The organism is Streptomyces sp. NPDC057616, from assembly GCF_042800575.1.
Classification (GTDB): domain Bacteria; phylum Actinomycetota; class Actinomycetes; order Streptomycetales; family Streptomycetaceae; genus Streptomyces.
Genome location: NZ_JBHVGU010000004.1, coordinates 315,683 through 338,421 on the forward strand (window position 1 = coordinate 315,683; position 22,739 = coordinate 338,421).

Here is a 22,739-nt window from a genome sequence, read left to right on the forward strand (position 1 = left end):
GGGGGGGGGGGGGGGGGGGACTGGGGGGGGGGGGGGTGACCGCTTTGGGGTTTGGCTTTGTTTGGGGGGGTGGAGGGGGTGGGGTGTCCCCCCGGCCCTGGCGGGCGCGGTGGCCGGACTCACCTCGCCCGCCACGGCGATGACCGTGCTGGCGCTCGCGTCGCTCGGGGTGACACTGACGCTGGCTACCGCTGCTCGGCGGACTCCTGAACCTGGGCCGGCACCGGCGCTGCAGGAGCCGTAGCGGCACCGGAGGTGAACTGCTGGGCCGCCTTGTCGAAGTAGCGCAGCAGCTCCACCGGGAACGGCATCACCAGCGTCGAGTTCTTCTCGGCCGCGACCTCCACGACCGTCTGGAGCAGGCGCAGCTGCATGGCCTCCGGGGTGTCCGACATGATCCGGGAGGCGTTGGCGAGCTGCTGCGCGGCCTGGAACTCGCCGTCCGCGGTGATCACCCGGGCCCGCCGCTCGCGCTCCGCCTCGGCCTGGCGCGACATGGACCGCTTGAGCGGCTCCGGCAGCTGGACGTCCTTGATCTCGACGCGGTCGATGTGGACGCCCCAGCCCGCCGCCGGGCTGTCGATCATCAACGCCAGGCCCTCGTGCAGCCGTTCACGGTCGGAGAGCAGGTCGTCCAGGTCGCTCTTGCCGATGATGGACCGCAGGGAGGACTGGGCGACCTGGCCGACGGCGAAGACGTAGTCCTGGACCTCGATGGCGGCCCGTACGGGATCGGTGACCCGGAAGTAGACGACGGCGTCCACCTTCACCGAGACGTTGTCCCTCGTGATGCCCTCCTGGGTGGGCACCGGCATGGTGACCACCTGCGTGTTCACCTTGCGCATCCGGTCGACGAACGGGATCAGGAACGTGACGCCCGGCTGCCGGTAGGAGGGCTGCGCCCGCCCCATCCGGAACACGACGCCGCGTTCGACCTGGTTGACCACCCGCATCCCACTGCGCAGCACGAGCAGGGCCAGTACGGCCACCAGCACTACCGCAACCACGGTGCCTTCCATGGCACTCCATTCCTCACGGATGTCCTTCGCGGACATGCGATCCGTCCGATCCATGCGATCGAGACATGGGGGAGGACACCGCGGAGAGCCGGAAGGGTGCGGCGGCGAGCGTCAGGAATTCGTCAAGGTCCCTGGGCGCGGCGCCTGTTGGCTATACGGGGGGTTCGTCCCGGAGCCGCAGCAGCGAGTCGACGGCCTGGGCGTCGCCGGCCAGGTCCGTGGCGTCCGCCGCCCCCGGGAAGAGCCGCCCCCAGGCGACGGCCCGTCCGATCGCCCCGAGCCGCCAGGCCAGGCGGAGGGCGCGGCGGAGGTCCCGGGTGGTGCGGCCGGCGCCGGTCCACGGTTCGAGGTAGGCGTCGCGCAGGCGGGGGAGCACGTCCGGGCCGTAGCGTTCGGCGGCGTGTCCGGCGGGCACCACGAAACTGCAGAACGGGTGCGAGACGGCGGCGTCCCCCCAGTCGAAGAAGGTGAACCGCCCCGGGCCGGGCACGAAGACCTGCCCCTCGTGCACGTCCGCGTGATCCAGGGAGTCCGCGACGCCGAGCCCGGCGAGCTCCTCGCACCACTCCACGAGGCGGGGCCGCAGTCCGTCCAGCACGGTGCGGTCGGCCGCCGTCAGCGCGCCGTTGTCCGCCACCAGCCGGTCGAAGACGTGCGGCAGGGTGGCCGTACGGGCGACGGGCACCCCGAGGGCCTCGATCTTCGCGGCGTACGGCAGCAGGGAGCGCTGCAGCTCGGCGTACCGGTGCAGCAGGGCCTCCCAGGTCCGGGGCCCGTCCGCCCCGTCCGCCCCTTCCTCGAGTACGTCGGCCAGCCGCGGCCCGCCGTCGGGGAGCAGCGACCAGCCCCGGCCGGCGTCGACGGCCAGCGGCCTCAGCACATGCTCCGGAACCCATTCGGACAGCGCCTCGGCGAGCCCCGCCTCGAAGCGGCCGGCGGGCGGACTGGCCTTGAACCACACGGGGCCGCCGTCGACCGACAGCCGCACCAGCACCGACCAGGGGCGCAGCCGCACCCGCCGGGGCCCGGTCTCGCGCAGCCCGCCGGCGTCGAGGACCCCGCCCACCCAGCCGAGCGCGGCGGACCGCCACTCCGCCCGCTCCCAGGGCGTCACGAGATCCGGATACCGCCCACGGTCGACCACCGCACCACTGTTCACCGGACCATCCCACCACCACGGGCGCCGCCGGCTCATCCGGATTGGCGTCGAGGAAGGGGAGCAGGTCCGGATTGGCGTCGAGGAAGGGGAGCAGGGCGAGCAGACTCGTTCGCGAGCCGGAGCCGGAGGATCAGACGGGCCGCGGGACGATCGTCAGGGCGCGAAAGTCGTAGCCGTCCTGCTGGAAGCCGGGGGCTTCCCAGGTGAGCTCCACCTGCTGACCCGGCGACAGGGTGCGGAATCCCGGCATCCGGATGTCGGAGAAGTGGCCGAGGCAGCCTCCGGGCGTCTCGGACGAGTCGAGCACGCCCCAGCCTTCCTCGTCGTACCACTCGCGGACGGTAGCCATGACCATGGGCGAAACCCTACGGCTCGCGGCACGGGGTGAGGAGGCGGGTCGGACGGTACCGCGACGGGGGCGGGGCCGGGGTCGGGGCCGGGGTCGGGGCCGGGACAGGGGGCGTCGGGTCAACTCCCGTTGAGTGTCTGGTGGGGAGCGCGGTGGTAGGTGTCGCGGTAGAGGGAGGCGAAGCGGCCCGGGTGGTGGAAGCCCCAGCGGGCGGCGATCTCCGTGACCGTGGCCCCGTCGGTGGGATCGCCGGCCATCAGGTCCAGGTGCGCCTGAGCGAGCCGCACCTGGCGGAGGTGGGCGAGCGGTGTGGTGTCCAGATGGCGCCGGAAGGCGTACTGCAATGCCCGCGGCGTGACATGAGCGGCCCCCGCGATCTCGGCCACGGTGATCGGCCGGTCGGCGTGGTCGTCGATGTAGGCGAGGGCCCGGCGCAGGATCAGCGGATGCGCGTCACGCTCGTCGCGCGCGGCGATGCCGGCGTCGCCGCCGAGCGCAGTGCTGGGGAACGCGGACAGCACGCTCGCCGCCAGGTGCTGCGCGGCGGTGGACGCCACCAGCGGCTGCTCGGCCACCGCCGGGTCGGCGAGCACCTGGTCCCGCAGGTAGGCGATGGTGCGGCCCAACTGCCGTGCGACCGCGGTCGAGTGCGGCCGATGCCCGGTCAGCCGGACCGGCGGCCCGCTCTGCTCGCCGGCCACCTGCGACAGCAGGCCGGGGTCGAGCATCGTGATGTTGTAGCGGGCGTTGCAGATCCGCCCCGCATACGGCAGCTCGGGCGGCGCGAACAGCACCACGTCACCCGGGCCGAAGTCGTCCTGCACCCCGTGGAATCCGTGGTCCCGCACGGTGCCGTCGTGCATGACGCACAGGCAGATCTTGCCGAGCGGCGTGACCGAGTAGCTCATCTCGAAGGACAGGTCGATCTCGTCGATGCTCACCGCGTCGATACCGGTACGGGTGACGCGAGTGTGGGTGGCGTCGGGAGTGGTGCTGCCGATACTCATCCTGGCGTAGGCGCGACTGAGGAAATCCTCGGTCGCGCCTAGATCGTCGCTCTCGAAGCTCAGGCTCTCCATGGCTGTCAGATTCCCGTCATCGGCTCCGGCATGTATGCGCTGAGCAGGTACTTTTCGTTTTCTGCACAGCGTATGGCCAGAGTCTTCGCCCTGCGGCTGTTCTTCGCCTCCCCGAGGCGCGGAGGCTTCCGAACATGATCGGAGAAGGCGAGGACGCGGACGATGTGACAGCCCTGCAGAAGGAAGTGCAGCAGCTGCGCCACGCCGTGGATGCCCACGCCCTCGTCGATCAGGCGATCGGCGTGGTCATCACCGTGGCGGGCCTGCGCCCCGACCAGGGCTGGGCCGTACTGAAACACATCTCCCAGCACACCAACGTGAAGCTCCGCGAGGTCGCCCGTTGCCTCGTCCAGTGGCCGTCCGGCGGCAGCCCCCTGCCCGAGGTCATCCGCACGGCCCTCCCGCAAGCGGTCGACCACGCCCGCCGCCAGGACTCGGACGGCTCCTACGAGGAGGACGAGGAACACGCGGGCGCGGCGGCCTGCGGCTGGCCCTGACGCCGCGCCAGCGGACACCGAAAGCAGACCCGGAAGGCCCCGGACCAGGACTGGTCCGGGGCCTTCGACACCTGGTCAAGCTTCCGGTAACTCGACTGGGAGACATCCTTGTTGACCGTGGCTGACCCCTGCATCTGGCACGGCAGTGGCACGAACCTCGGCCGACGGCAGTCGGCCACGATGGCGGGTGCGCCAGCCGACCACGCACGCGTGTGCCTGGCTGCACCCCCACCGCCTCAGCCACGCTGTCGGGGTGTGTCGTCAACCAGAGCAAGCGGCCACGGCCGGACCGTGAAGACGGCCGGAGCCCGCAGCTCGGGAAGCTTGGGTCCCACCTTCGGCGCCGGAACCATCGCCGACATGACGACGGCTCGGGTGCGCAGCCGGCGCGGCAAGCTCCTCGGTGCCGACGTGGGTGAGCCGACGGTGGTCAAGGCGTACCAACTGCTGCGGGCGCCGATGAACACGGGGGTGGACGACGAACTGATCCGGGCGTAATCCCTGCCGTATCAAGGGCGCCGACCGATACGAAGTGCCCGAACGTCCGGTCCTCACGGTCGCCGAGCAAGCATTGAGACAACGACTGCGCGGCCGCTCCCTCCGCCACCTGCACCGCAAGAGGGTGTGCGACGGAGCGGCCGACAGCTTCAAGGGGTCGGCATCCCGCCCAGGAGCACGGCCACCACTAGGTACACCGGGATGGCCAAGGCCACGGCCAACCCGGCAACGCAGCCCCATATGGTCCGTCGCATGCTGGTTCTCGCGTAGTCATCGCTCTTCGGCACGTCCATATCCAACAGTGAGAGACACCGACCCTCTCCCCAGGGGATGTGGACTCCGCGTGGACTCTGGTGGCACGCGTGTGGCACGCCCTGAACACGACGAAGGGCCAGCCTGGGAGGAAACTCCTCCTGAGCTGGCCCTTTTCCTGTGCCCCCGGCAGGATTCGAACCTGCGACACCCGCTTCAGGAGTTCGATCCGAGGCTGCTCCGGCTGCGGTCGGCGATTGGTGCGACGGCCGGGCATAGTCGCTGGTGTACGTCCCTGTCCGGCGTCGTTGATGTCAGCCGTGGATGTCAGAGGCAGCCGGGATTTGTAGCTCAGTGTGGACCCGGCACATGGTCGTCGAAGCCGATACCGGGCGCTCGCGGTCCGGACCTTGGTGGTGGACCCGGTCGTGGCGCTGCTGCGCTGACGAACAGATGGCCTTGATCACTCTTCCCCGAGGCGTCGCGATCTCACAGGGTCCGATCATTCGAGACCGGCTCTGGGGGGGGGCGTGTGGCTGTTCCTGTGGCTCGGAGTCGTGTCCTGCGCGTGATCCGCGGCGTGGGCTCGTTCTTGAAAGAACTCTTGGGTGAGCTCACTGGGGAAGTGGTGCTGACGGTGATCGCCTGCCTTGCCCTGGCAGGTCTGGCTCTGGCGTTCGTCTGGGGATGGGAGCGCAGCCCGCTCATCACCGGCGGTATAGGTGGCGCCTTGCTGGCCTTCCTCGGCTATGGCGGCTGGGAGCTGCTTCGTCTCGCCAGGCCAGGGCGGCGCGGGCGACTGGCCGGCGTGGCGGCCACCACGTTCGCCGTGGCAGCCCTGTTCGTCACCTACGCCTGGTCCTGCAATTGCTCCTGAATGGCCAGGCTTGACCATCGCCGTAGCGGATGGAGCGCGGACTTCTTCGTCCCGAAGCAACTGGGTTGGGGGCTGTGCCAGGGGTTGGTGTGCTCCTCACCTGCGTCGATGGTGCGTACGCATCCGGGCTCGTTCGCCGTCGTCCGTCGGCGTTGTCACGCGCTTAGACACTCACCCCCGACCGTGCACTACTTCCTGCGACGCTTACTCACCCTCTTCTTCAGTTCGGCCTGGCCGCGCTTAGTCCAGTCACCTTGGTGTAGGTAGCAACGTGAGGTGCCCTTCAACGTCTTGTTCTGGCAACGCTTTCCAGAAGCCGTCGGCCAGCCGCACTTGCTCTGCTTCCACTCGCCCACCGTTCGCCCCCCCCGGTACTTCGCCCGAAGACTCGGCCGGCACTCAGCGTGCAGCGTCGTGCAAGCACCGGGTAGGGCGCATAGCCAACGGTGTGAAAGCTCCGTGCGCGCGCGAGTCGGTACAGCACGTCGCGCGTGCAGGGTTTCAGTGTCCGTTGGTGGTCCACGAGGCCGTGTACGAGGTCGTTCACCTGCGTTCATGGTCGGCTTTCCATACGCTACGAGCCACGCCACGCCGCCGTCATGGCCACCAGTCGAGCGATGCTGAGCTGGGTCTTTGCTCGTCAGAGGCCGCAGGCTCGCGCCCTTGATGGTCGTGATTGGGTTTCGCTCGTCCTCTGGGAAGTGACTTGCCCGACGCCGGGGAGAGATAGGTGACCTGCACCGGCGTTCGAGCGGCCGGGGCAGTGACGAGACAGTGGCAGCCTTCAGCCTCCCCAGCTCGTCGCTCTTCACGGATCGACTGACCGCGGTGGTCTCGTAGAAGAAGCCACCTGTCTGGCCCCAGAAGAGCTGCTCCTCGTCGCTGTCGTCTTCCTGAGCAATCCGGCTCGGCGCGCAGGCAATACCCAGAGGCTGACTGTCAGTGCACTGTGCTTTGATCGTGTCGACCCGGCGTGGACATGCCATACACAGGGGTGGGTTCGCGCTGTCTTGACCAATCGCAGGGGGTACAACTTGAGATCGAGAATGCTGCTGTCCGCGGGGGCCGTCACCTGGGACTGCTGGGTAGTTCGTTGGGCGCTGCACAGGCGGCGGATGATCCCGCGGTGGCTTCGGACACGTCGCTGACCACGAGTGTGGCCGATCCAGCCGCTGATGAGCCGTCATCGGCGCCTGATCCCAGCGACAGTGACCCGGACGCTGCGCCTTCGGCAGACGACATAGCACTGGGCGCGGACGGCACGGTCGAGGAGCCGACAGCGGCTCCCCCAACCGCCGAGGACGGCGAGCCCGTCGCGCTGATTGGTGGTCAGAAGACCGCATGTGATGACCAGGTGAAGGCCGCCGCCGCAGCCCCTGACGCGCAGTACACGGCCTGTACGTCACCGCTGGAGCCGGCAGACGAACTCAGTTCTGCCGAAAACGCTGCGCTGTCGCGCAGTGACGTTCCTGCCGACACATCTGCCACGGAATCGGCCGTCCTGGCCGCCGTGCCGGACACCGGACAGCAAGCCTCGCCGCAGCAGGACGCCGAGGACGCACCGCTGGTATCCGCACCGGCAGACGAGTCTGGGGTCGCAGTCACAGCGTCCGGGCGCTCGCCGTGGAAGGAACCGCAGTGGTGCATCGACACGGGAGTGAAGTCGACGTGGTACATCGAGCGCATGCGCGGCTGCGGCATCTGGCGCAGTGAAGTCAACGCCATCGACGTGCGCACGGGCCGGAAGGTGGGCGGCATCAAGTACCTCGTCGTCGGATACTCCTTCTCGGCCCGGGACGCCAAGAATTGGGCCTATCAGGTGCGGCTGCTGGAGGTGTCCCGGTGGGGACGGGCGATGACTGGCACCAAGGCATCTGGCAGTGGCGCCTGTACTGGCAAGTGCAAGGTCACGAACAAGAGCTTTCCGGCGCAGGCGATCAACTCGAGCGCCGAGCCCTATGGGCAGTTTTTCATGGACACCACCATCAACACCTCTGCTTCCAAGCAGCGGGGCACAGGCCGCAGCATCGCGTCCTGGACGTTCAGCAACTCTCAGTGGGTCGCACCATCGGACGCCACCAAGCTGTCCACCGTGGAGGTCCGCTGTGACAACGCCCTGCCCGGCGCTCCCCGCCAGGTCGGCTGCGTGAACCTCGCCGCGGTGCCAGTGATCAGCTACAGCCTGACCGGGCCGTGGCCGGAGGTCGCCAAGCACATCAAGGACGCCCAGGCTACCGGCCTGCCGGGCAAGTACGGTACGACGCACTACCTCACACGGCTCACGAACGGCTCGAAGATAACGGAGAATCGTCGAACCGCCTGCCCGTCGAGCCTGCCCCGACCGGCAGGCAAGTCCTGCGACGAGTACCCCTTCGCCAGCACCTGGCAGGGCGCCAAGTACAGCGGGGGTCCGTTCAGCCGCCGCATGATCAACGCCAGCCAGAACACCGATGCGGGCCGCGCCCTCAACGGCTTCTACACCTACAGCCGCGTCCTCGAAGGTGACCGGTTCCTGGTATGGATCAGGTAGCCCTCTGTCGGACGAGACCGGAAGACACCACCCGTGAATGAGTCAACTGCCGCACGAACAGGAGTGGTACAGGCTCAGTACCACCTCTTCCAGATCGCGGACCCGCAAGGGCCCCTGGCTGACGCCCTCGACGCATCACACAACGGGCTCGTCTCCGCGACCGGCGGCGCCATCGAGGTGATCACTGGCATCCACACCGGCGACGTCCAGGTCACCGTCGAACGGCACTCCCAGCGGCCCGACCCCGCTCCGGGCTGGGAAGAGATCGCTGAGATCTCATGTCACTCACCTTCCGGGCAGGTCCTCGTGACACCGCTCATGGACGATCCTCTGGAGTTGCCCTCGCTGGCCTCCCAGGGGCCGGGCGCCTACCGACTGCGCGTCCACGCCCGAAGCAGGGACAGCGCTGTCGACCAGACAACTGTGGACGACGTCGTGGAGTCCTATCTGATCCAAAGCTGGCCGGCCGCATACCAGGACGCGCTCCTGGTGAAGGCGACAGACGCTTACGGAGCCCAGGTACGAGCCCGAGAGGCCGACGACACCATCGTCATCGACCACGAGGACTCACTCGACACCCAGACTGGCCGGGAACGTGACATCCTGCGCAGTGCCGAACGCGGCGACTACTCCTGACCCGCGACCGCACGCCTTTGGTCTCTACGGACTGGTCCCGCAGACAAGCCTGAACAGCTGACCTGTCTGCAGCGGCCCGGACAAGGGCGCGCATACGGCAAGAGGCCCTATCCCAAGCGGGATAGGGCCTCTGTGCGTCGCAAGGTCTCTGCGATGGACGCACGTTTTGAGGGAAGAGCGTGATCAAGCGAACCGAAGCCCTGAGCTTGGGAAGCTCGGGTGCTTCAGGGGCGGGCAGCTTGCTGAGCTGCGGCGGAACGATGTTGGCGTCTGAGGTGCGCCGCATGCGCTCCCTGTTGTTCCCCGTGGTTTGCCGCCCGACCTGGCACGGTTCTGGCACGTCCGCTGGGGCATCAGTCACGGGGACAAGGGCGTTGTCAGTGTGGGCTGTTAGCTTCCGTGGCAGAGATGCGCCGGTTCGATGTTCGCTCGTGGAACACGGCGGCCAAGGGGGGTGGCCGGATAGGGGTCCCCGGACCACTGGGTCCCGGGATGCCGAATGGCTCCGCACCCACCCCCCTCACAATCTTCTGATCCGTAGCTCTACAAAGATCGGCTTCGGGACTCCGTCTCGCGGCTTCCCCACTTCCGAGGTCACAGTGTCGATGTGCGCCTCTACCTGGTGCCTCACCTCGGCGCGAAGCGGCTCGAATCCCTGGCCGTCGCTGACGTCCGCCGCTTTCTCGTCCGTATGGAGAAGGAGAGCACGGGGGCAACTGCCAAGGAATCGCACCGAATCCTGCGTTCGGCGCTGTCCTCCGCCTGCCGTGAGGAGCTGATCGCCCGCAACGTCGCCAAGCTCGTCGAGTCACCCCGCACCGACACCAAGGAGCTGAATCCCTGGACCCTCGACGAGACGCTCGACTGCCTTGCTGTCTCTCGCAAGGACCCGCTCTACGCGGCCTTCGTCCTCGCCATCGTCATGGGCCTTCGTCGAGGAGAGATCATCGGCCTTCGCTGGGCTGACCTCGACCTCGACAACCGCGTCCTCTACGTCCGTCACCAGATCCAGCGCCGCCGTGGCGTCCTGTACGACGACCCGAAGAGCCGCCGTCGCCGTGTCGTCCCCCTGCCTGCCCTCTGCATCGCGCCCCTGCGCTGGCACCGCTTGAAGCAGGCGGACGCCCGAGCCAAGGCGGGGGAGAGGTGGCGTGAGTCGGACTACGTCTTCACGACCCGCACCGGCCGCCCGGTCGAGCCGCGCAACGTCTACCGCTCCTTCACCCACGTCGCCGAGTCCGCCGGCCTCCGCGTCATCCGGCTGCACGACGCGCGCCATGGCACGGCCACCCTCCTCACGGCGGCCGGAGTCGCGCCCCGCGTCGTGATGGAGATCCTCGGGCACTCTCAGATCAGCATCACCATGGACGTCTGCACGCACGTCGTCCAGGACACCCACCGCGAGGCCATGAGCCATATGGACCGGCTGCTCAGGAGCAGGAAACGGCGTCCCGGTCGTCAGTGACCAGCCGCGTTGATGTCAAAAGTAGATGTCAAAGGCCCCGGACCTTGATCGGTCCGGGGCCTTTTTCCTGGTGCCCCCGGCAGGATTCGAACCTGCGACACCCGCTTTAGGAGAGCGGTGCTCTATCCCCTGAGCTACGAAGGCAGTGCTGCGGCGGCATCGCTGACCTGCAGCTGTGCCACCGACCACAGTGTAGCGGTTGGCGGTGTGGGGGCCCGGGGGTTGGTCGGGTTGGTCGGGGCCAGGGGTGGTGCGGGGCAGGTCGCTGGGGCGGTGGCTGATACGTCGGGAATCCTGCCCGGCGTTCGGGCGATAGTGATACCTTCTCGAAGGAATGTTTTGGAGGGTTCGGTGTCGTGCCGGGCCCCGAGGGGGAGGTCATCGGGATGACGGTGGTGGCAGGCATAGGCACGGGCGCGCCGGCAGGCGGCGGGCACCGGCCTGCCTATCTGGTGTTCTGCGACGTCGACGAGACGCTGATCGACTGCAAGAGCATGTTCGAGTTCCTGCGGTTCCAGCTGGTGCGGCGGTACGGGGAGGAGGGGGAGGAGCGGTACCGGCGTATCGCCGGCGACCTGCGGCGGCAGGCCGGCGAGGGTGTGCCCCGGGAGGGGATCAACCGGTCCTACTACCGCTCGTACGCCGGTGAGAGCGAGGAGGAGATAACCATGCTCGGGCGCGAGTGGTTCTCGCTCGCCTCGGCCGACCCGGGGTTCTTCATCGCCTCCACCGTCGCCGAACTGGACCGGCACCGCGCCGCCGGCGCCGAGGTGGTGCTCGTCTCGGGGTCCTTCGCACCGTGCCTCGATCCGGTCGCCGAACGGGTCGGCGCCCGGCATGTCCTGTGCACCTCGCCGCTCGTGCTCGGCGGCCGCTACACCGGCGACGTGAGCGAACCCGTGATCGGCGAGGGCAAACGCGCGGCCGTGCTGCGCCTGCTGGCCGAGTACCCGGGCGTGAACCCGCGCGACTGCTACGCCTACGGCGACCACCCCTCCGACTTCCCCATGCTCGACTGCGTCGGGCACCCCCAGGGTGTCGGTGACGCTCCCGCCGTCCAGGCCTACCTGGCCCGGCGTGCGGAGCCTGCCGCGGTCGCCGCCTCCGGATGCGCGCTCGCCTGCTGGTCCATGGGCCGGGACGAGCTCTCCGAGGCCTGCGCGGCGGAGTGCGCCCTGCCGCTGGACTGAGGGGTACTCGGTGAACTCCGAGGTATGAACGGACAGTTCGGGGACGGCCGGGCCCATGCGGCCCCCGTCCCCGAACTCGTCCGCGCTCAGTCGATGCTCCGGCAGATGTGCGGCTCCAGGCCGGCGTCGTCGGCGTCTCCCGCCAGCCGCAGTACGGGCCTCCTCGGCTCCGGCGCGGTACTCAGCAGGTACCAGTTGCCGTCGTGGTGGACGGAGGCCAGCGTGCCGTTGGCGAGGACATGGAGGCGGGGGAGGGAGGACGGGGGCGGCATCGTGGCCAGGGGCGGGAGGGAGGTTGTCGCTGTCGGCGTTGCCATCGTCGTTTCTCCTTCGGGTTCGGGGAACTTCGTTCGTGTCTCCGCTGCTTGCCATCAGTGCTTCGGGGTGCGGAATTCCGTGTCGCCGCGCGCCGGTTACCTCGCCCCGGCCAGTGCCGGCTCCGGCAGCGGTGCCGTCGGGGCCGCGGTCGTCGGCCGGGCGATCCTCGCCGGGCGGGCGTGCCGGGTCGGGGCCCAGCGCAGCAGGGCCGAGCCCACCGACATCCCGCCGCCGAAGGCGGACAGGACGGTCAGGTCGCCCTCCGTGAACAGGCCGCGGCGGTGGGCCAGATCGAGAGTGATCGGCACGGACGCGGCGCCCGTGTTGCCGTGCAGGGCCAGGGCCAGGTGCATGCGGGCCGAGTCCAGGCCGAGCGCGGGCCAGACCTCGGCCAGCATCACGCCGTTGGCCTGGTGCGGCACGAAGTGGCGGACCGCGCGGGCCGGTACGTCCGCCTTGGCCAGCAGCGCGTGGACCGCGCCGGGCAGGTTCTCGTGCACGAAACCGCGCACCCCTCGCCCGTCCATCGTGAACCAGTGCGCGCCCTCCGCCAGCGTGTCCGCCGACGCCGGCCGCCTGCTGCCGCCCGCCGGCACGCTGATCAGCCGGTGCTGGTCGCCGCGCGTGGTCAGGCTGGTGGTGATGCCTCCGGTGGCCGCCGGCACCGGGCCGAGCACCACCGCTCCCGCCCCGTCGCCGAACAGGATGGCCGTCTTGCGGTCGGCCGGGTCCAGGATGCGGGAGTAGATGTCCGCGCCGATGACCAGGGCGTACGGCCCCTGCCCGGCGCTCGCTGGTTCGGCGCGCAGCATGCGTTCGGCCGCCGTCAGCGCGAACATGAAGCCGCTGCACACGGAGTTGATGTCGAAGGCCGCGGCCCGGCGGGCGCCGATCAGGTCGGTCACGATCGCCGCCGTGGCCGGCTGCGGGTGGTCCGGGGTGGAGGTGGCGACCACGACGTACGTGATCTGGTCGGCGTCCAGGCCCGCCTGGGCGAGCGCCTGCCGGGCCGCCTGCGCCGCCAGGTCCGAGGTCGCCTCGTGGGCCGCGGCGCGGTGTCGTCGTCGTATGCCCGTCTTGCGTTCGATCCATTCCGCGGTCACCCCCGCCGCCGCGCCGACCTCGTCGTTGTCGACGACGGTGGCGGGCAGGTAGGAGCCGGTCGCGATGATGCCGATCGAGTCGATCGGGTTGATCGGGCTGTGGTCCATGGGGTGTCTCTCCTTCGAGTCATCGAGCCTTCGAGCCCTCGAACTTCGTATGCGAACTGCGGCCGCCGAAAGATCAGTTGGCCGGTGCCGTGGTGAACTCGCCGAAGCTGGGGCCCTGCAGCTTCAGTTGGGCGTGGATGTCGCCGCCCAGGCCGAAGTGGCCGATGGCGCCGCCGTAGTTCTGCTGGTAGCTCATCCAGAGCACGACCACGTTGATCACCCGGTTCGCGCCCGGAGTGCCCGGCGCCGGGAAGGGGTTGGGAAGTGTCGCCCGGTAGTGGGCCATGCCGTTGCTGTCGCTGATGAACGCGTTCGGCACGCCGAGCGGACCGGGGCGGGTGGGGCCCGCCGGGTCGAGGTCGTGCTCACGCAGCGACATGACCGTGTAGAGGCTGTCCGGGATCAGGCCGGTGAAGGCGAAGGAGAAGTCGGCGCTACGCCGGCTCGCCGGCACGTGGACCTCCAACTGGCCGCGCGCCTTGGCCCATTGGCCCAGCGTGATCGGCTCGCGAACCTTCGGCCCGTCCTCCTCGCGCAGGTCCGGGATCGGCGCGCCGTGCAGCGGGTAGCTGGGGCGCCGCACGTCGTGCGCGTCGGGGCGCTGCTCGGGGGCGAAGAGCATCGGGTAGTTGTTGCAGGGCAGGGGGAGGGGCAGCGTGTAGAGCTGGACCTGGGCGTCCGGGCCGGTGGGGTCGGAGAGGTCGAGCTCGCGGACGATGTCGTACGGCAGATTGCGGCCGAGCGGCGGCAGGGGGCTGTCGGGCGAGACCACGGCGCCGCCCCACGCGGAGACGGTGGTGCCGTCGGTGCCGGGGCGGTTGACGCGGCCGATGACGACGAAGTCGCCGTTCTCGTCCACGATTTCGCTCGGCGGGTACAGCGGGCCCTGGGTGGTGACGCTCAGGTCGTAGGTCCGGGTCATGGGGGCGGCCGCGACGGGTGCGGCGGCCTCGGGTGCGATGGTCATGTCGGGTACTCCTTCGCCGACGCGGGACGGAAAACGAACGGCCGGCCGCGCAACGCCTTGCAGCAGGGGTCACGCGGCCGGCCGGAGGGGGAGTGGCTTCCAGTGGATTCCAGTGGATTCGACTGGGATCCGGTGGGGTTCAGGCGGCGGTGACGCGCTCGTAGATGCGGGTGTAGAGGCCGTTGTCGCCGCCGGTGATGTAGGTGTCGCCGGCCTCGCGGACGATCTGCTGGTAGCGCGGGGAGGTGAAGGCCTCCATGTACGTGGCGGGGTCCGCGTCGAAGCCGGACACGAACATCACGCCGGGCTCGGTGCTGGCCAGCGAGTGGAAGGCCTGGAAGCTCTTGACCTCGACCGAGGTGCGCACGACGTCGAAGATGGTCTCCTCGCGCCAGGCGCGGTACTGGCGGTAGACGCGGGGCACGACCTCGACGTGCCGCATCTGCACGTACCGGGTGTCGGGCAGGGCGCCGGCGGCCGGCTTGGGCGCCTCGACGAACTGCAGGAACTGGCGGCGGAAGTCGCCCTCGCCCAGGGGGCCGACGGCCTCCCACAGCTTCCACCAGTCGGCCCGCAGCTCCTCCATCTGCTTGAAGCCGTCCAGCGGGGCGAGTTCGAGGACCGAGTTGCTCTCCAGGCCGCGGTAGAGGATGCGGCCCGCGAAGCCGGACGCGTCGTTGTGGCGCTGCCAGGCCTCGGCTACGGCGTCGATCTGCTCGGGCTTGGCGAACAGCTCGGTGGCGGTGATGAGGGCGGCGGAAGCGGACATGACGGTTCTCCTTGGGTGTGGGTGTCGCTACGTGAAGTGGTGAGCGTTGCTCTGCAAGCGGGTTTTGTACGCGAGGAGTTGGGGGATCCGGGAGGGCGGGCGCCGATTCAGGCGCCGACCAGCACCGGCCGTCCGGTGGCAACGGTGGCCGCGGCCCCCGCCGCCGCGGCCGCCTGCTGCGTGGCGCGTACCGTGTGCTCGACCGCGTGCCGCGCCCTGCGGTGCTCCTTGGCCTCGATGACCGGCGCGTCGAAGGCCGTGTAGGTCACGGTCGTGATCGAGGCGCGGCGGCCCGCCTGGTGCAGGGAGATCTCCGCGGCGAAGGAGAGCCGGTCCGGGTCGTCGAGTTCGGCGCGCAGGGTGTGGTAGACGATCGTGGCGTCGAGCGGGAAGAGGAAGTTCTCGAAGTCGGTGTTGAGCGACTCGATGACGTAGTAGTACGACCGGTCGAGGTTGCGCGAGGCGTGGTAGCGCTCGCTGACCGCGAGGAACATCTGCCGGGCGGCCTCGACGGCGACCATGCCCTGGACGTGCTCGCCGGTCTGGTGGTCGATGAGCAGCTCGTTGTCGTTGTGGACGCGCAGCGTCGCGGAGAACAGGTCCTCGCCGTCCCGCCGGAGGTCGGCTATCAGGGTGTTGCAGCTTCGGTGTTTGTGGGCCTCGCCGCGGCCGGCCAGCGCCGGCTCCCGGAAGGCGAAGTCCAGCCGCTCGGCGAGGCCCAGGAGCAGGGCCTGCTCGCGGACGACCTCCCACTCGTGGCGCGTGACGCCCTGTCCGGCGCGGACCGTGATCGGGAGGGTGTCCCAGGAGTACACCCCGAGGCGCATCTCGTCGGTGAACTGCGTGACCGTGAGCACGTCCTCGTGTGCGGCGAATCCGGCAAAACGGTCACCGACGAGCAGCAGGGTCCGGGGAGTGGCTGTGGCTGACATGCGTTTCTCCTTGATGGGGCGGCCGGGCCCGATGGGCGGCCGCGGACGCGAGGAGCGTCGAGTGCGTCGCGAGTGTCGAACAAGGTCGAACGGGTACAGCTGACGTACGGGGCCTGCCGCCTCTTTCGCACCGGTTCGTCCGGGGTGGCGGGGCCGATGTGAAGAACGTAGAGCACCTCGGACGCCAACGCAACCATCTAGTTGGTTTTTTAGAACTATCCAGTTGGTTTCCCGGTGGACTAGGCTCGTCCCATGGCTGAGACACCCAAGGGACAGCAGACCCGCGCCAAGCTTCTGGAGGCCGCCGAGGCGGAGTTCTCCGAGCACGGTCTCGCGGGTGCGCGTGTGGACCGGATCGCGGAGCGCTCCGGCGTCAACAAGCAGCGGATCTATGCCTACTTCGGCAACAAGGAAGCCCTGTTCGCCGCTGTCATGGCCAAGGTCTACGCGCACATGTCCGAGGCCGTGCCCATCCCCACCTCGGAGGAGGGGCTGCGCTCCTACGTCGGCGAGGTCTTCGACTACCACCGCCGGTCCGACCTGGTGCGGCTGCTGGCCTGGGAGGGCCTGCACTACCGGGACAAGCCGATCCCGGACGAGAAGGAGCGCGAGGCGTACTACGTCCACAAGACCGCCGCGCTGAGCCTCGCCCTCGGCATCGACGACCCCACGGCGGCGGCCCGCGCGCTCATCGCCCTGATCGGCGTGGCCTCCTGGCCGTTCATCGTGCCGCAGCAGCGCCGGCTGATGCTGGGGCCTGACGGTGACACGGAGTCGGGATGGGCGCTGCTGCGGGCCAGCGTCGTCGCCCATGGGCACTCGATCATCGACAACGTTCTGCAGGGGTCGGTGTGAGGGCGGCGGTCTGAAGGGGATGCCCTTCGGGGTCGATTGCCGTCGGGCGGATCCCATCCGCCTTGTGGGTCAAGGGAGTTCGGAATGGTCCGGGCTCCCTTTTTGCTGGCCGGAGGGCTGAAACCGTCTAGTTGGTTCTCAAAAACCAACTAGATGGTTGCATCGACTCGCGAACCCCGCTACCTTCTTCATCACCAGGCCGAACCCGCTTCATCCGGGGTCGCCGGTGTGACCTGACGTACCGTCAACCAGGGGCGCAGCCCCGGAATTCGAGGACCCCGTGGACGCCACCGCCCCCGTCATCGTCGTCAGCGGCGCCACCGGCGGCATGGGTTCGGCCGTCGTCGAGGAGCTGGCCCGGTCCGACGCCACCGTCGTGCTGCTCGGCCGGGACGCGGACCGCCTGGAGCGGACCCGGGCCGAGATCGACGCCCGCACCGGCGGCGCCGGCCGGCTCGTTCCGTACGAGACCGACATCAACTCCGCCGCCTCCGTGGACGCCACGGCCGGCGCCCTCGTCGCCGAGCTCGGCCGGGTCGACGGGCTGGTGCACACCGCCGGCGACGGCCCGCTCGCCCCGCTGGAGGAGGCCACCGACGCCATGTGGCAGGCCACCTTCAACGGCAAGCTCATGGGCGCGGTCCGGCTGACCCGTGCGCTGGCGGGCTCGCTGGCCGCCGACGGCGGGGGCTCGGTCGTGCTGGTCAGCGGAGTCTTCCGCAAGGACCCCGACCCGCTCTTTCCGGTGAACAGCGCGGTCAACGCCGCCCTCGCGGCCTTCGCGAAGGCCGTCTCGAAGGATCTGGGCCGCAAGGGCGTCCGGGTCAACGTGCTCGACCCCGGCGCCGTACGTACGCCGCTGTGGGACGAGATCGCCAAGGCGATCGGCGACCGCATCGGCGCCACCGCCGAGGAGGTCAGCGCCCAGGTCGCCGCCGGGACCCCGCTCGGCACACTCGCGGAGCCGGCCGACGTCGCCCGGCTGACCGCCTTCCTTCTCTCGCCGGCCGCCCGTCATATCGCCGGCGCCGCATTCACCCTGGACGGCGGGGCCTCGGCCGGCCTGTAGCCACCCGCCCGGCGTCCCGGCTCATTCCTCCGGCTCGCCCTTCCGGCTCGTCCCTCCGCGCTCCGCGCGCCCCGTCAGTCATCGAGCGCGGGCCCGATCTTCGTACGCCCGGAAACTCCGCACGTCCCGGAAATCTCCGCACGTCCCGGAAACCCCGCACATCCCGGGAGGCCGGCACACACGACTCCCGCACGCGCGACTCCGCACGCACGACTCCCGTGCCCTCAACTCCCGTACACACCAAGGAGCTTCGTCATGCCCATTCTCTCCGTGACCACCTGGCCCAACCAGACCGACGAGAAGTGCCAGGAGCTCATCGAGGAGCTCACCGCCACGGTGCACCGCGTCATCGGCGCACCCCTCGACAAGATCACCGTCTACATCCAGGAGATCCCGCAGAACCGCTGGGGCGAGGGCGGAGTGCTCGGCACGAACCCCGAGTTCGCCGAACTCAGCCGCCGCCGCGCCGCGCCGGCCGACGCCTGACCGCGCCCCACCCCGGCCCTCGCCCCACCCCGGCCCTCGCCCCACCCCGGCCCTCGCCCCATCCCAACGCTCGCGCCCCCCACCAACCCGGCCTTTTCCAAGGAGAGTTCCCATGGCCATCCTGACCCGGTCCGCGCGGACCGACCGGACCGACCGGACCCCGGTCGTACCGGCCGGTGAACCGTCCGCCCCGCGGCGGTCCTCCACCACCACCGTCCTCGCGGCGGCGCTGCTCGCCTTCTTCGTCATCTCCCTCGACGGCTCGGTCGTCAACGTGGCCCTGCCGGCCATCTCGCACAGCCTGCGCGGCACCATGGCCGACCTGCAGTGGATCGTCGACGGCTACACGCTGATGTTCGCCGCGTTCATGCTGTCGGCCGGGACCTTCTCGGACCGGATCGGCGCCACCCGTGCCTACGCCTGGGGCCTGGCCGCCTTCACCGTGGCCTCCCTGGCCTGCGGCGTCGCGCCCAACCTGGGCACGCTGATCGGCGCCCGCATGGTGCAGGGCGGTGCCGCCGCCCTGATGGTGCCGGCCTCCCTCGCGCTGATCCGGCAGACCTACTCCGACCCGGGCAAGCGGGCGCGGGCCATCGCGATCTGGACGGCCGCGGGCTCGGTCGCGGTCGCCGTCGGGCCGGTCGTCGGCGGCATGCTCACCAGCGGGCTGAGCTGGCGTGCGGTGTTCTACCTGAACCTCCCGGTGGGCGCCCTCGGCCTCGCCCTGCTGACCCGCATCCAGGCGTCGCCGCGCCGCGAGGCCCCGGTCGACCTGGTCGGCCAGCTCTCCGTCGTGGCCTCCCTGGCCGGTCTGACGTACGCCGTGATCGAGGGCGGGCGCGCGGGCTGGGGCAGCCCGGACGTGCTGGGCACGCTGGCGCTGGCCGCCGTGGCGACCGCGGTGTTCGTGCGGACGCAGTCGCGGCGGGAGCGCCCGATGGTGCCGCTGAGCATCTTCAAGTCCCGCACCGTGGTGGTCTGCCTGGCGGCCGGCTTCACCATCAACGCGGTCTTCTACGGCGCCATCTTCCTGCTCGGCATGTACTTCCAGCAGGTGCGCGGCGCCTCTCCGGTCAGCACCGGCGCGATGTTCATCCCGATGTGCGCGCTGATCTCCATCGTCAACATGGCGGGCGTCAAGCTGGCGGCGCGCAAGGGTGCCTGGGTGCCCATGACGATCGGGCAGCTGGTCATGACCGCGGGATCGCTGCTGATGCTGACGGTCACCTCCCACACCTCGTACCTGGTCCCCGTGCTGCTGCTGGTCCCGATCGGCCTGGGCGGCGGGCTCGCGGTGCCGTCGCTGACGGCGGCGATCCTGGAGAACATCGACGGGGAGCGGGCGGGCACGGCGGCCGCGGTGCTCAACACCTTCCGGCAGGTGGGCAGTTGCATCGCGGTGGCGGCGTTCGGCGCGCTCATCGCCGACACCTCGCACTTCCAGCAGGGGTTCGACACCAGCTTCGTGATCAGCGTGGTGATGCTGCTGACGACGGCGGCGGCCACGGGGCTGCTGCTGCGGCGGGTGACCAGGCGGGCCGGCGACGCGGCTTAGGCGCTGGGCGGACCCCGGTTCCAGGCCACGCGTTCGTCGTGGCCGGTCGTGCAGTTCCCCGCGCCCCTTCCGGGGCGCGGGGCTTCTGCCTGTCCGGCTCGACTCCAGGCAAAGCCCAGTTAAAAAACCTTCACGAAGGAATTTAAATGCTCCATGATGGATCCCATGACCGTCATGGAAGAACGCACACTCCCACAGCACCCACCCCCGCCCGCGACCACCCGCTCCCGCCTCGCCGAACTGGAGCTCATACGCGAGCTCGCGCACGAGGGACCCGGCCCCGGCGCGAGCGACCAGCAGCACGCGCGCGGCAAGCTGACCGCCCGTGAGCGCGTCGAACTGCTGCTGGACGAGGGGTCGTTCACGGAGATCGAGGCCCTGCGCCGGCACCGCGCCACCGGGTTCGGGCTGGAGGCCCGGCGGCCCTACACGGACGGCGTGATCACCGGCTGGGGGACCGTCCACGGCCGTACCGTCTTCGTCTACGCCCACGACTTCCGCATCTTCGGCGGCGCCCTCGGCGAGGCGCACGCCACCAAGATCCACAAGGTGATGGACCTGGCGCTCGCCGCCGGGGCGCCGCTGGTCTCGCTCAACGACGGGGCCGGGGCCCGGATCCAGGAGGGCGTCTCGGCACTGGCCGGCTACGGCGGGATCTTCACACGCAACGTTGCCGCCTCCGGGGTGCTGCCCCAGATCAGCGTGATGCTCGGGCCGTGCGCCGGCGGTGCGGCCTACTCGCCCGCCCTGACCGACTTCGTCTTCATGGTGCGCGGCATCTCGCAGATGTTCATCACCGGCCCGGACGTGGTGAAGGCGGTGACCGGCGAGCAGGTCAGCCACGACGCGCTCGGCGGCGCCGACGTGCACGCCACGGTCTCCGGCGTGGCCGCCGCGGCCTACGACGACGAGGCGGGCTGCCTGGAGGACGTACGCCATCTGCTGTCGCTGCTGCCGTCCAACAACCGCGAACTGCCGCCCCACGAGGAGCCGTCGGACGATCCGGAGCGGCGCTGCGACCTGCTGCTCGACCTGGTGCCGGCCGAGCCGAACCAGGCGTACGACATGCGGGCGGCGATCGAGGAGATCGTCGACGACGGCGACTTCTTCGAGGTGCAGCCCGGCTGGGCGGCCAACCTGGTGTGCGCGCTGGCCCGGCTGGACGGGCACGTCGTCGGCGTCGTCGCCAACCAGCCGTCGGCGACCGCCGGGGTGCTGGACATCGCCGCCTCCGAGAAGGGCGCGCGGTTCGTGCAGTTCTGCGACGCGTTCAACATCCCGCTGGTGACGCTGGTCGACGTGCCCGGCTTCCTGCCCGGGGTCGGCCAGGAGCACGCCGGCATCATCCGGCACGGCGCCAAGCTGCTGTACGCGTACTGCAACGCGACCGTGCCGCGGATCTCGCTGGTGCTGCGCAAGGCGTACGGCGGCGCGTACATCGTGATGGACTCGCGGTCCATCGGCGCCGATCTGGCGCTGGCGTGGCCCACCAACGAGATCGCCGTGATGGGCGCCGAGGGCGCCGCGAACGTCGTCTTCCGCCGGGAGATCGCCGCCGCCGACGACCCCGAGGCGGTACGGGCGCGCCGTATCGCGGAGTACAAGTCCGAGCTGATGCACCCCTATTACGCCGCCGAGCGCGGTCTCGTCGACGACGTGATCGACCCGCGCGACACCCGGGCGGTGCTGATCCGCTCGCTCGCCGCGCTCCGCGCCAAACACGCCGACCTGCCCTCCCGCAAGCACGGGAACCAGCCGGTATGAGCGACAGCGCCGACGGCACCGAGGAGTTCGTCGTCCGTGTGCTGCGCGGCGAGCCGACCGCGGAGGAACTCGCCGCGGCCACCGCCGTACTGATGGAACTGGCCCGGCGGACGCCTGCCGCGGAGGAGCTCGCGCCCGTCCGGTCCGTCCCCACCTGGCACCGCCCCGACCTGACCACGCACCGCGCCGCCACGTCCTGGCGCCACTGAACGGGAGGACCACCATGTCCACGACCGCAGCTCACACCCACGACAACCGCCCCACCGCGTACGCCGCCCCGCACGCCGAGACCTACTCCCTGGAGGAGGTCGTCCGCATCAGCGGCCTCGACGCCGGGACGCTGCGCTGGTACGAGGACCAGGGGCTGATCGAGGGCGCCGCCGAGGACCCGTACGGCGTGCGCGCCTACAGCCCGGTGCACCTGCGCTGGCTGGAGTTCCTCAACCACCTGCGCAGCACCGGGATGTCGCCGGCCGCCATGAACCACTACGTCGAGCTGTACCGGGCGGGCGACTCGACCATCGCTGCGCGCCGCGAACTGCTGCAGGACCACCGGGATGTGCTGCGCGCCCGGGCCGCGGACTTCGCCGCGACGCTGCGCTACCTCGACTGGAAGATCGGCTTCTACCTGGAGCGGGAGGCCGCGCTGGTGCGGGCCGGCGCGTCGGCGGCGAGCGCGGCCGAGGCGTAGGCGGCGGCGACCGGCTCCAGGCGCAGCACGCCGTGCGAGGCCACCGTGTGGACGTCGCGCCACAGCCGGTTGAGATCGCCGCCGCCGTCGCGGAGGTGGGCGCCGCCGGTACGGAAGAGACGGTCGACCGCGTCGGCGAGCAGTCCGGCGGCCACGGCGGCGTCGCGCTGGTTGCCGGCGACGAGCGCCGCGTCGACGGGTTCGGTGTCGGCGCGGCGGGCCGCCCGCCGCAGCAGCAGCCCGGCCGCGTCGATGTGCCCCGAGGCGACGGCGAGCGTCTCGCGCACCGCCGCGCTGTCGTGGTGCGGGCGCCCGCCGCCGGGCGCCTTCGCCGCGGCCCACTCGGACCACAGCGCCAGCGCGCGGCGGGCGGCACCCAGCGCCGGCGCGCAGAACATCAGGCCGCCGGCCAGCTGGGCGGGTACGGAGTGGCAGCGGGCCAGACCCGGTGCGTCGCCGCCGCGCATCAACGCGGCCAGCGGGAAGGAGCGGTGGTGGTGGGGGACAAACTCCCTCCCCACCGCAGGTCCTCCTCCCCTTTTACCAACCCCCGGGTCGTCCCACATGGCTC

At 70.2% G+C, this 22,739-nt stretch carries 22 protein-coding genes, 1 tRNA gene and 2 pseudogenes; 14 read left to right on the top strand and 11 right to left on the bottom strand.

The features are described 5' to 3' along the window. Positions 1-185 precede the first annotated feature (185 nt). The 4 genes from ACFU97_RS06825 to ACFU97_RS06840 form a co-directional block, all read right to left on the bottom strand. Positions 186-1,019 (bottom strand): slipin family protein, encoded by an 834-nt coding sequence (locus tag ACFU97_RS06825; RefSeq protein ID WP_384251892.1) that lies wholly within the window; start codon positions 1,017-1,019, stop codon positions 186-188. A 151-nt stretch (positions 1,020-1,170) separates the two neighbouring features. Next, entirely contained in the window at positions 1,171-2,214 is a 1,044-nt protein-coding gene (locus ACFU97_RS06830; RefSeq protein ID WP_384251895.1) for an aminoglycoside phosphotransferase family protein, read from the bottom strand. 94 nt (positions 2,215-2,308) lie between these two features. Next, a complete protein-coding gene (locus ACFU97_RS06835) occupies positions 2,309-2,533 on the bottom strand; it encodes a cold-shock protein (protein ID WP_384251898.1) in 225 nt (74 codons plus the stop codon). Between the two features lie 113 nt (positions 2,534-2,646). Then, positions 2,647-3,606 carry a helix-turn-helix transcriptional regulator gene (locus ACFU97_RS06840; RefSeq protein ID WP_384251901.1) on the bottom strand — a complete coding sequence of 320 codons (960 nt, stop codon included), beginning with the start codon at positions 3,604-3,606 and terminating at the stop codon, positions 2,647-2,649. A 134-nt stretch (positions 3,607-3,740) separates the two neighbouring features. Between ACFU97_RS06840 and ACFU97_RS06845 the strand changes: the two genes are divergently transcribed. The 6 genes and pseudogenes from ACFU97_RS06845 to ACFU97_RS06870 form a co-directional block, all read left to right on the top strand. Continuing rightward, a complete protein-coding gene (locus ACFU97_RS06845; RefSeq protein WP_384251903.1) occupies positions 3,741-4,103 on the top strand; it encodes an ANTAR domain-containing protein in 363 nt (120 codons plus the stop codon). A gap of 330 nt (positions 4,104-4,433) precedes the next feature. After that, positions 4,434-4,668: pseudogene (locus ACFU97_RS06850) on the top strand (site-specific integrase); the annotation flags it as partial. 753 nt (positions 4,669-5,421) lie between these two features. Then, entirely contained in the window at positions 5,422-5,730 is a 309-nt protein-coding gene (locus tag ACFU97_RS06855) for a hypothetical protein (protein ID WP_384251906.1), read from the top strand. A gap of 1,126 nt (positions 5,731-6,856) precedes the next feature. Further along, positions 6,857-8,260 carry a NucA/NucB deoxyribonuclease domain-containing protein gene (locus ACFU97_RS06860; RefSeq protein WP_384251908.1) on the top strand — a complete coding sequence of 468 codons (1,404 nt, stop codon included), beginning with the start codon at positions 6,857-6,859 and terminating at the stop codon, positions 8,258-8,260. Positions 8,261-8,323: 63 nt separating this feature from the next. After that, on the top strand, positions 8,324-8,896 hold the full coding sequence (locus ACFU97_RS06865) for a hypothetical protein (protein WP_384251910.1): 573 nt from the start codon (positions 8,324-8,326) through the stop codon (positions 8,894-8,896). A 604-nt stretch (positions 8,897-9,500) separates the two neighbouring features. Next, a pseudogene (locus tag ACFU97_RS06870) lies at positions 9,501-10,361 on the top strand (tyrosine-type recombinase/integrase); the annotation flags it as partial. 68 nt (positions 10,362-10,429) lie between these two features. On the opposite strand, the gene ACFU97_RS06875 reads toward ACFU97_RS06870, so the two are convergent. After that, positions 10,430-10,505: transfer RNA gene (locus tag ACFU97_RS06875), tRNA-Arg, on the bottom strand. 242 nt (positions 10,506-10,747) lie between these two features. Here ACFU97_RS06875 and ACFU97_RS06880 point away from each other — a divergent pair. Continuing rightward, positions 10,748-11,551 (top strand): HAD family hydrolase, encoded by an 804-nt coding sequence (locus ACFU97_RS06880; RefSeq protein WP_384251913.1) that lies wholly within the window; start codon positions 10,748-10,750, stop codon positions 11,549-11,551. A gap of 86 nt (positions 11,552-11,637) precedes the next feature. Here the strand turns inward: ACFU97_RS06880 and ACFU97_RS06885 are convergent, their stop codons facing one another. The 5 genes from ACFU97_RS06885 to ACFU97_RS06905 form a co-directional block, all read right to left on the bottom strand. Then, positions 11,638-11,868: a hypothetical protein gene (locus ACFU97_RS06885; RefSeq protein WP_384251915.1), complete on the bottom strand. Its 231-nt coding sequence runs from the start codon at positions 11,866-11,868 to the stop codon at positions 11,638-11,640. Positions 11,869-11,964: 96 nt separating this feature from the next. Then, positions 11,965-13,080, bottom strand: coding sequence for a 3-oxoacyl-ACP synthase III family protein (locus ACFU97_RS06890; protein ID WP_384251918.1), 1,116 nt, complete (start codon positions 13,078-13,080; stop codon positions 11,965-11,967). Positions 13,081-13,153: 73 nt separating this feature from the next. Next, the gene (locus tag ACFU97_RS06895; protein ID WP_384251920.1) at positions 13,154-14,047 is read right to left on the bottom strand and encodes a hypothetical protein; all 894 of its coding nucleotides are present in this window, start codon (positions 14,045-14,047) and stop codon (positions 13,154-13,156) included. A gap of 139 nt (positions 14,048-14,186) precedes the next feature. Further along, positions 14,187-14,816, bottom strand: a complete 630-nt coding sequence (locus ACFU97_RS06900) for a hypothetical protein (protein ID WP_384251922.1) — start codon at positions 14,814-14,816, stop codon at positions 14,187-14,189. 107 nt (positions 14,817-14,923) lie between these two features. After that, the gene (locus ACFU97_RS06905) at positions 14,924-15,748 is read right to left on the bottom strand and encodes an AfsA-related hotdog domain-containing protein (protein WP_384251925.1); all 825 of its coding nucleotides are present in this window, start codon (positions 15,746-15,748) and stop codon (positions 14,924-14,926) included. Between the two features lie 252 nt (positions 15,749-16,000). Here ACFU97_RS06905 and ACFU97_RS06910 point away from each other — a divergent pair, with 252 nt between their 5' ends. The 7 genes from ACFU97_RS06910 (at position 16,001) to ACFU97_RS06940 (ending at position 22,168) form a co-directional block, all read left to right on the top strand. Next, a complete protein-coding gene (locus tag ACFU97_RS06910) occupies positions 16,001-16,603 on the top strand; it encodes a TetR family transcriptional regulator (protein ID WP_384251927.1) in 603 nt (200 codons plus the stop codon). Positions 16,604-16,883: 280 nt separating this feature from the next. Continuing rightward, positions 16,884-17,672 carry an SDR family NAD(P)-dependent oxidoreductase gene (locus ACFU97_RS06915; RefSeq protein ID WP_384251930.1) on the top strand — a complete coding sequence of 263 codons (789 nt, stop codon included), beginning with the start codon at positions 16,884-16,886 and terminating at the stop codon, positions 17,670-17,672. A 255-nt stretch (positions 17,673-17,927) separates the two neighbouring features. After that, on the top strand, positions 17,928-18,158 hold the full coding sequence (locus tag ACFU97_RS06920; RefSeq protein WP_384251932.1) for a 4-oxalocrotonate tautomerase family protein: 231 nt from the start codon (positions 17,928-17,930) through the stop codon (positions 18,156-18,158). A gap of 112 nt (positions 18,159-18,270) precedes the next feature. After that, positions 18,271-19,713 (top strand): MFS transporter, encoded by a 1,443-nt coding sequence (locus tag ACFU97_RS06925; RefSeq protein ID WP_384251934.1) that lies wholly within the window; start codon positions 18,271-18,273, stop codon positions 19,711-19,713. A gap of 174 nt (positions 19,714-19,887) precedes the next feature. After that, positions 19,888-21,477: an acyl-CoA carboxylase subunit beta gene (locus tag ACFU97_RS06930; protein WP_384252002.1), complete on the top strand. Its 1,590-nt coding sequence runs from the start codon at positions 19,888-19,890 to the stop codon at positions 21,475-21,477. Continuing rightward, complete coding sequence (locus tag ACFU97_RS06935; protein WP_384251937.1) at positions 21,474-21,686, top strand: acyl-CoA carboxylase epsilon subunit; 213 nt, start codon at positions 21,474-21,476, stop codon at positions 21,684-21,686. The genes ACFU97_RS06930 and ACFU97_RS06935 overlap by 4 nt, the downstream gene beginning before the upstream one ends. Before the next feature lie 14 nt (positions 21,687-21,700). Then, a complete protein-coding gene (locus ACFU97_RS06940) occupies positions 21,701-22,168 on the top strand; it encodes a MerR family transcriptional regulator (protein WP_384251939.1) in 468 nt (155 codons plus the stop codon). Here ACFU97_RS06940 and ACFU97_RS06945 read toward each other — a convergent pair. After that, positions 22,102-22,689 (bottom strand): acyl-CoA dehydrogenase family protein, encoded by a 588-nt coding sequence (locus tag ACFU97_RS06945; protein WP_384251941.1) that lies wholly within the window; start codon positions 22,687-22,689, stop codon positions 22,102-22,104. The two genes, ACFU97_RS06940 and ACFU97_RS06945, sit on opposite strands and share 67 nt — an antisense overlap. Between the last annotated feature and the right edge of the window lie 50 nt (positions 22,690-22,739).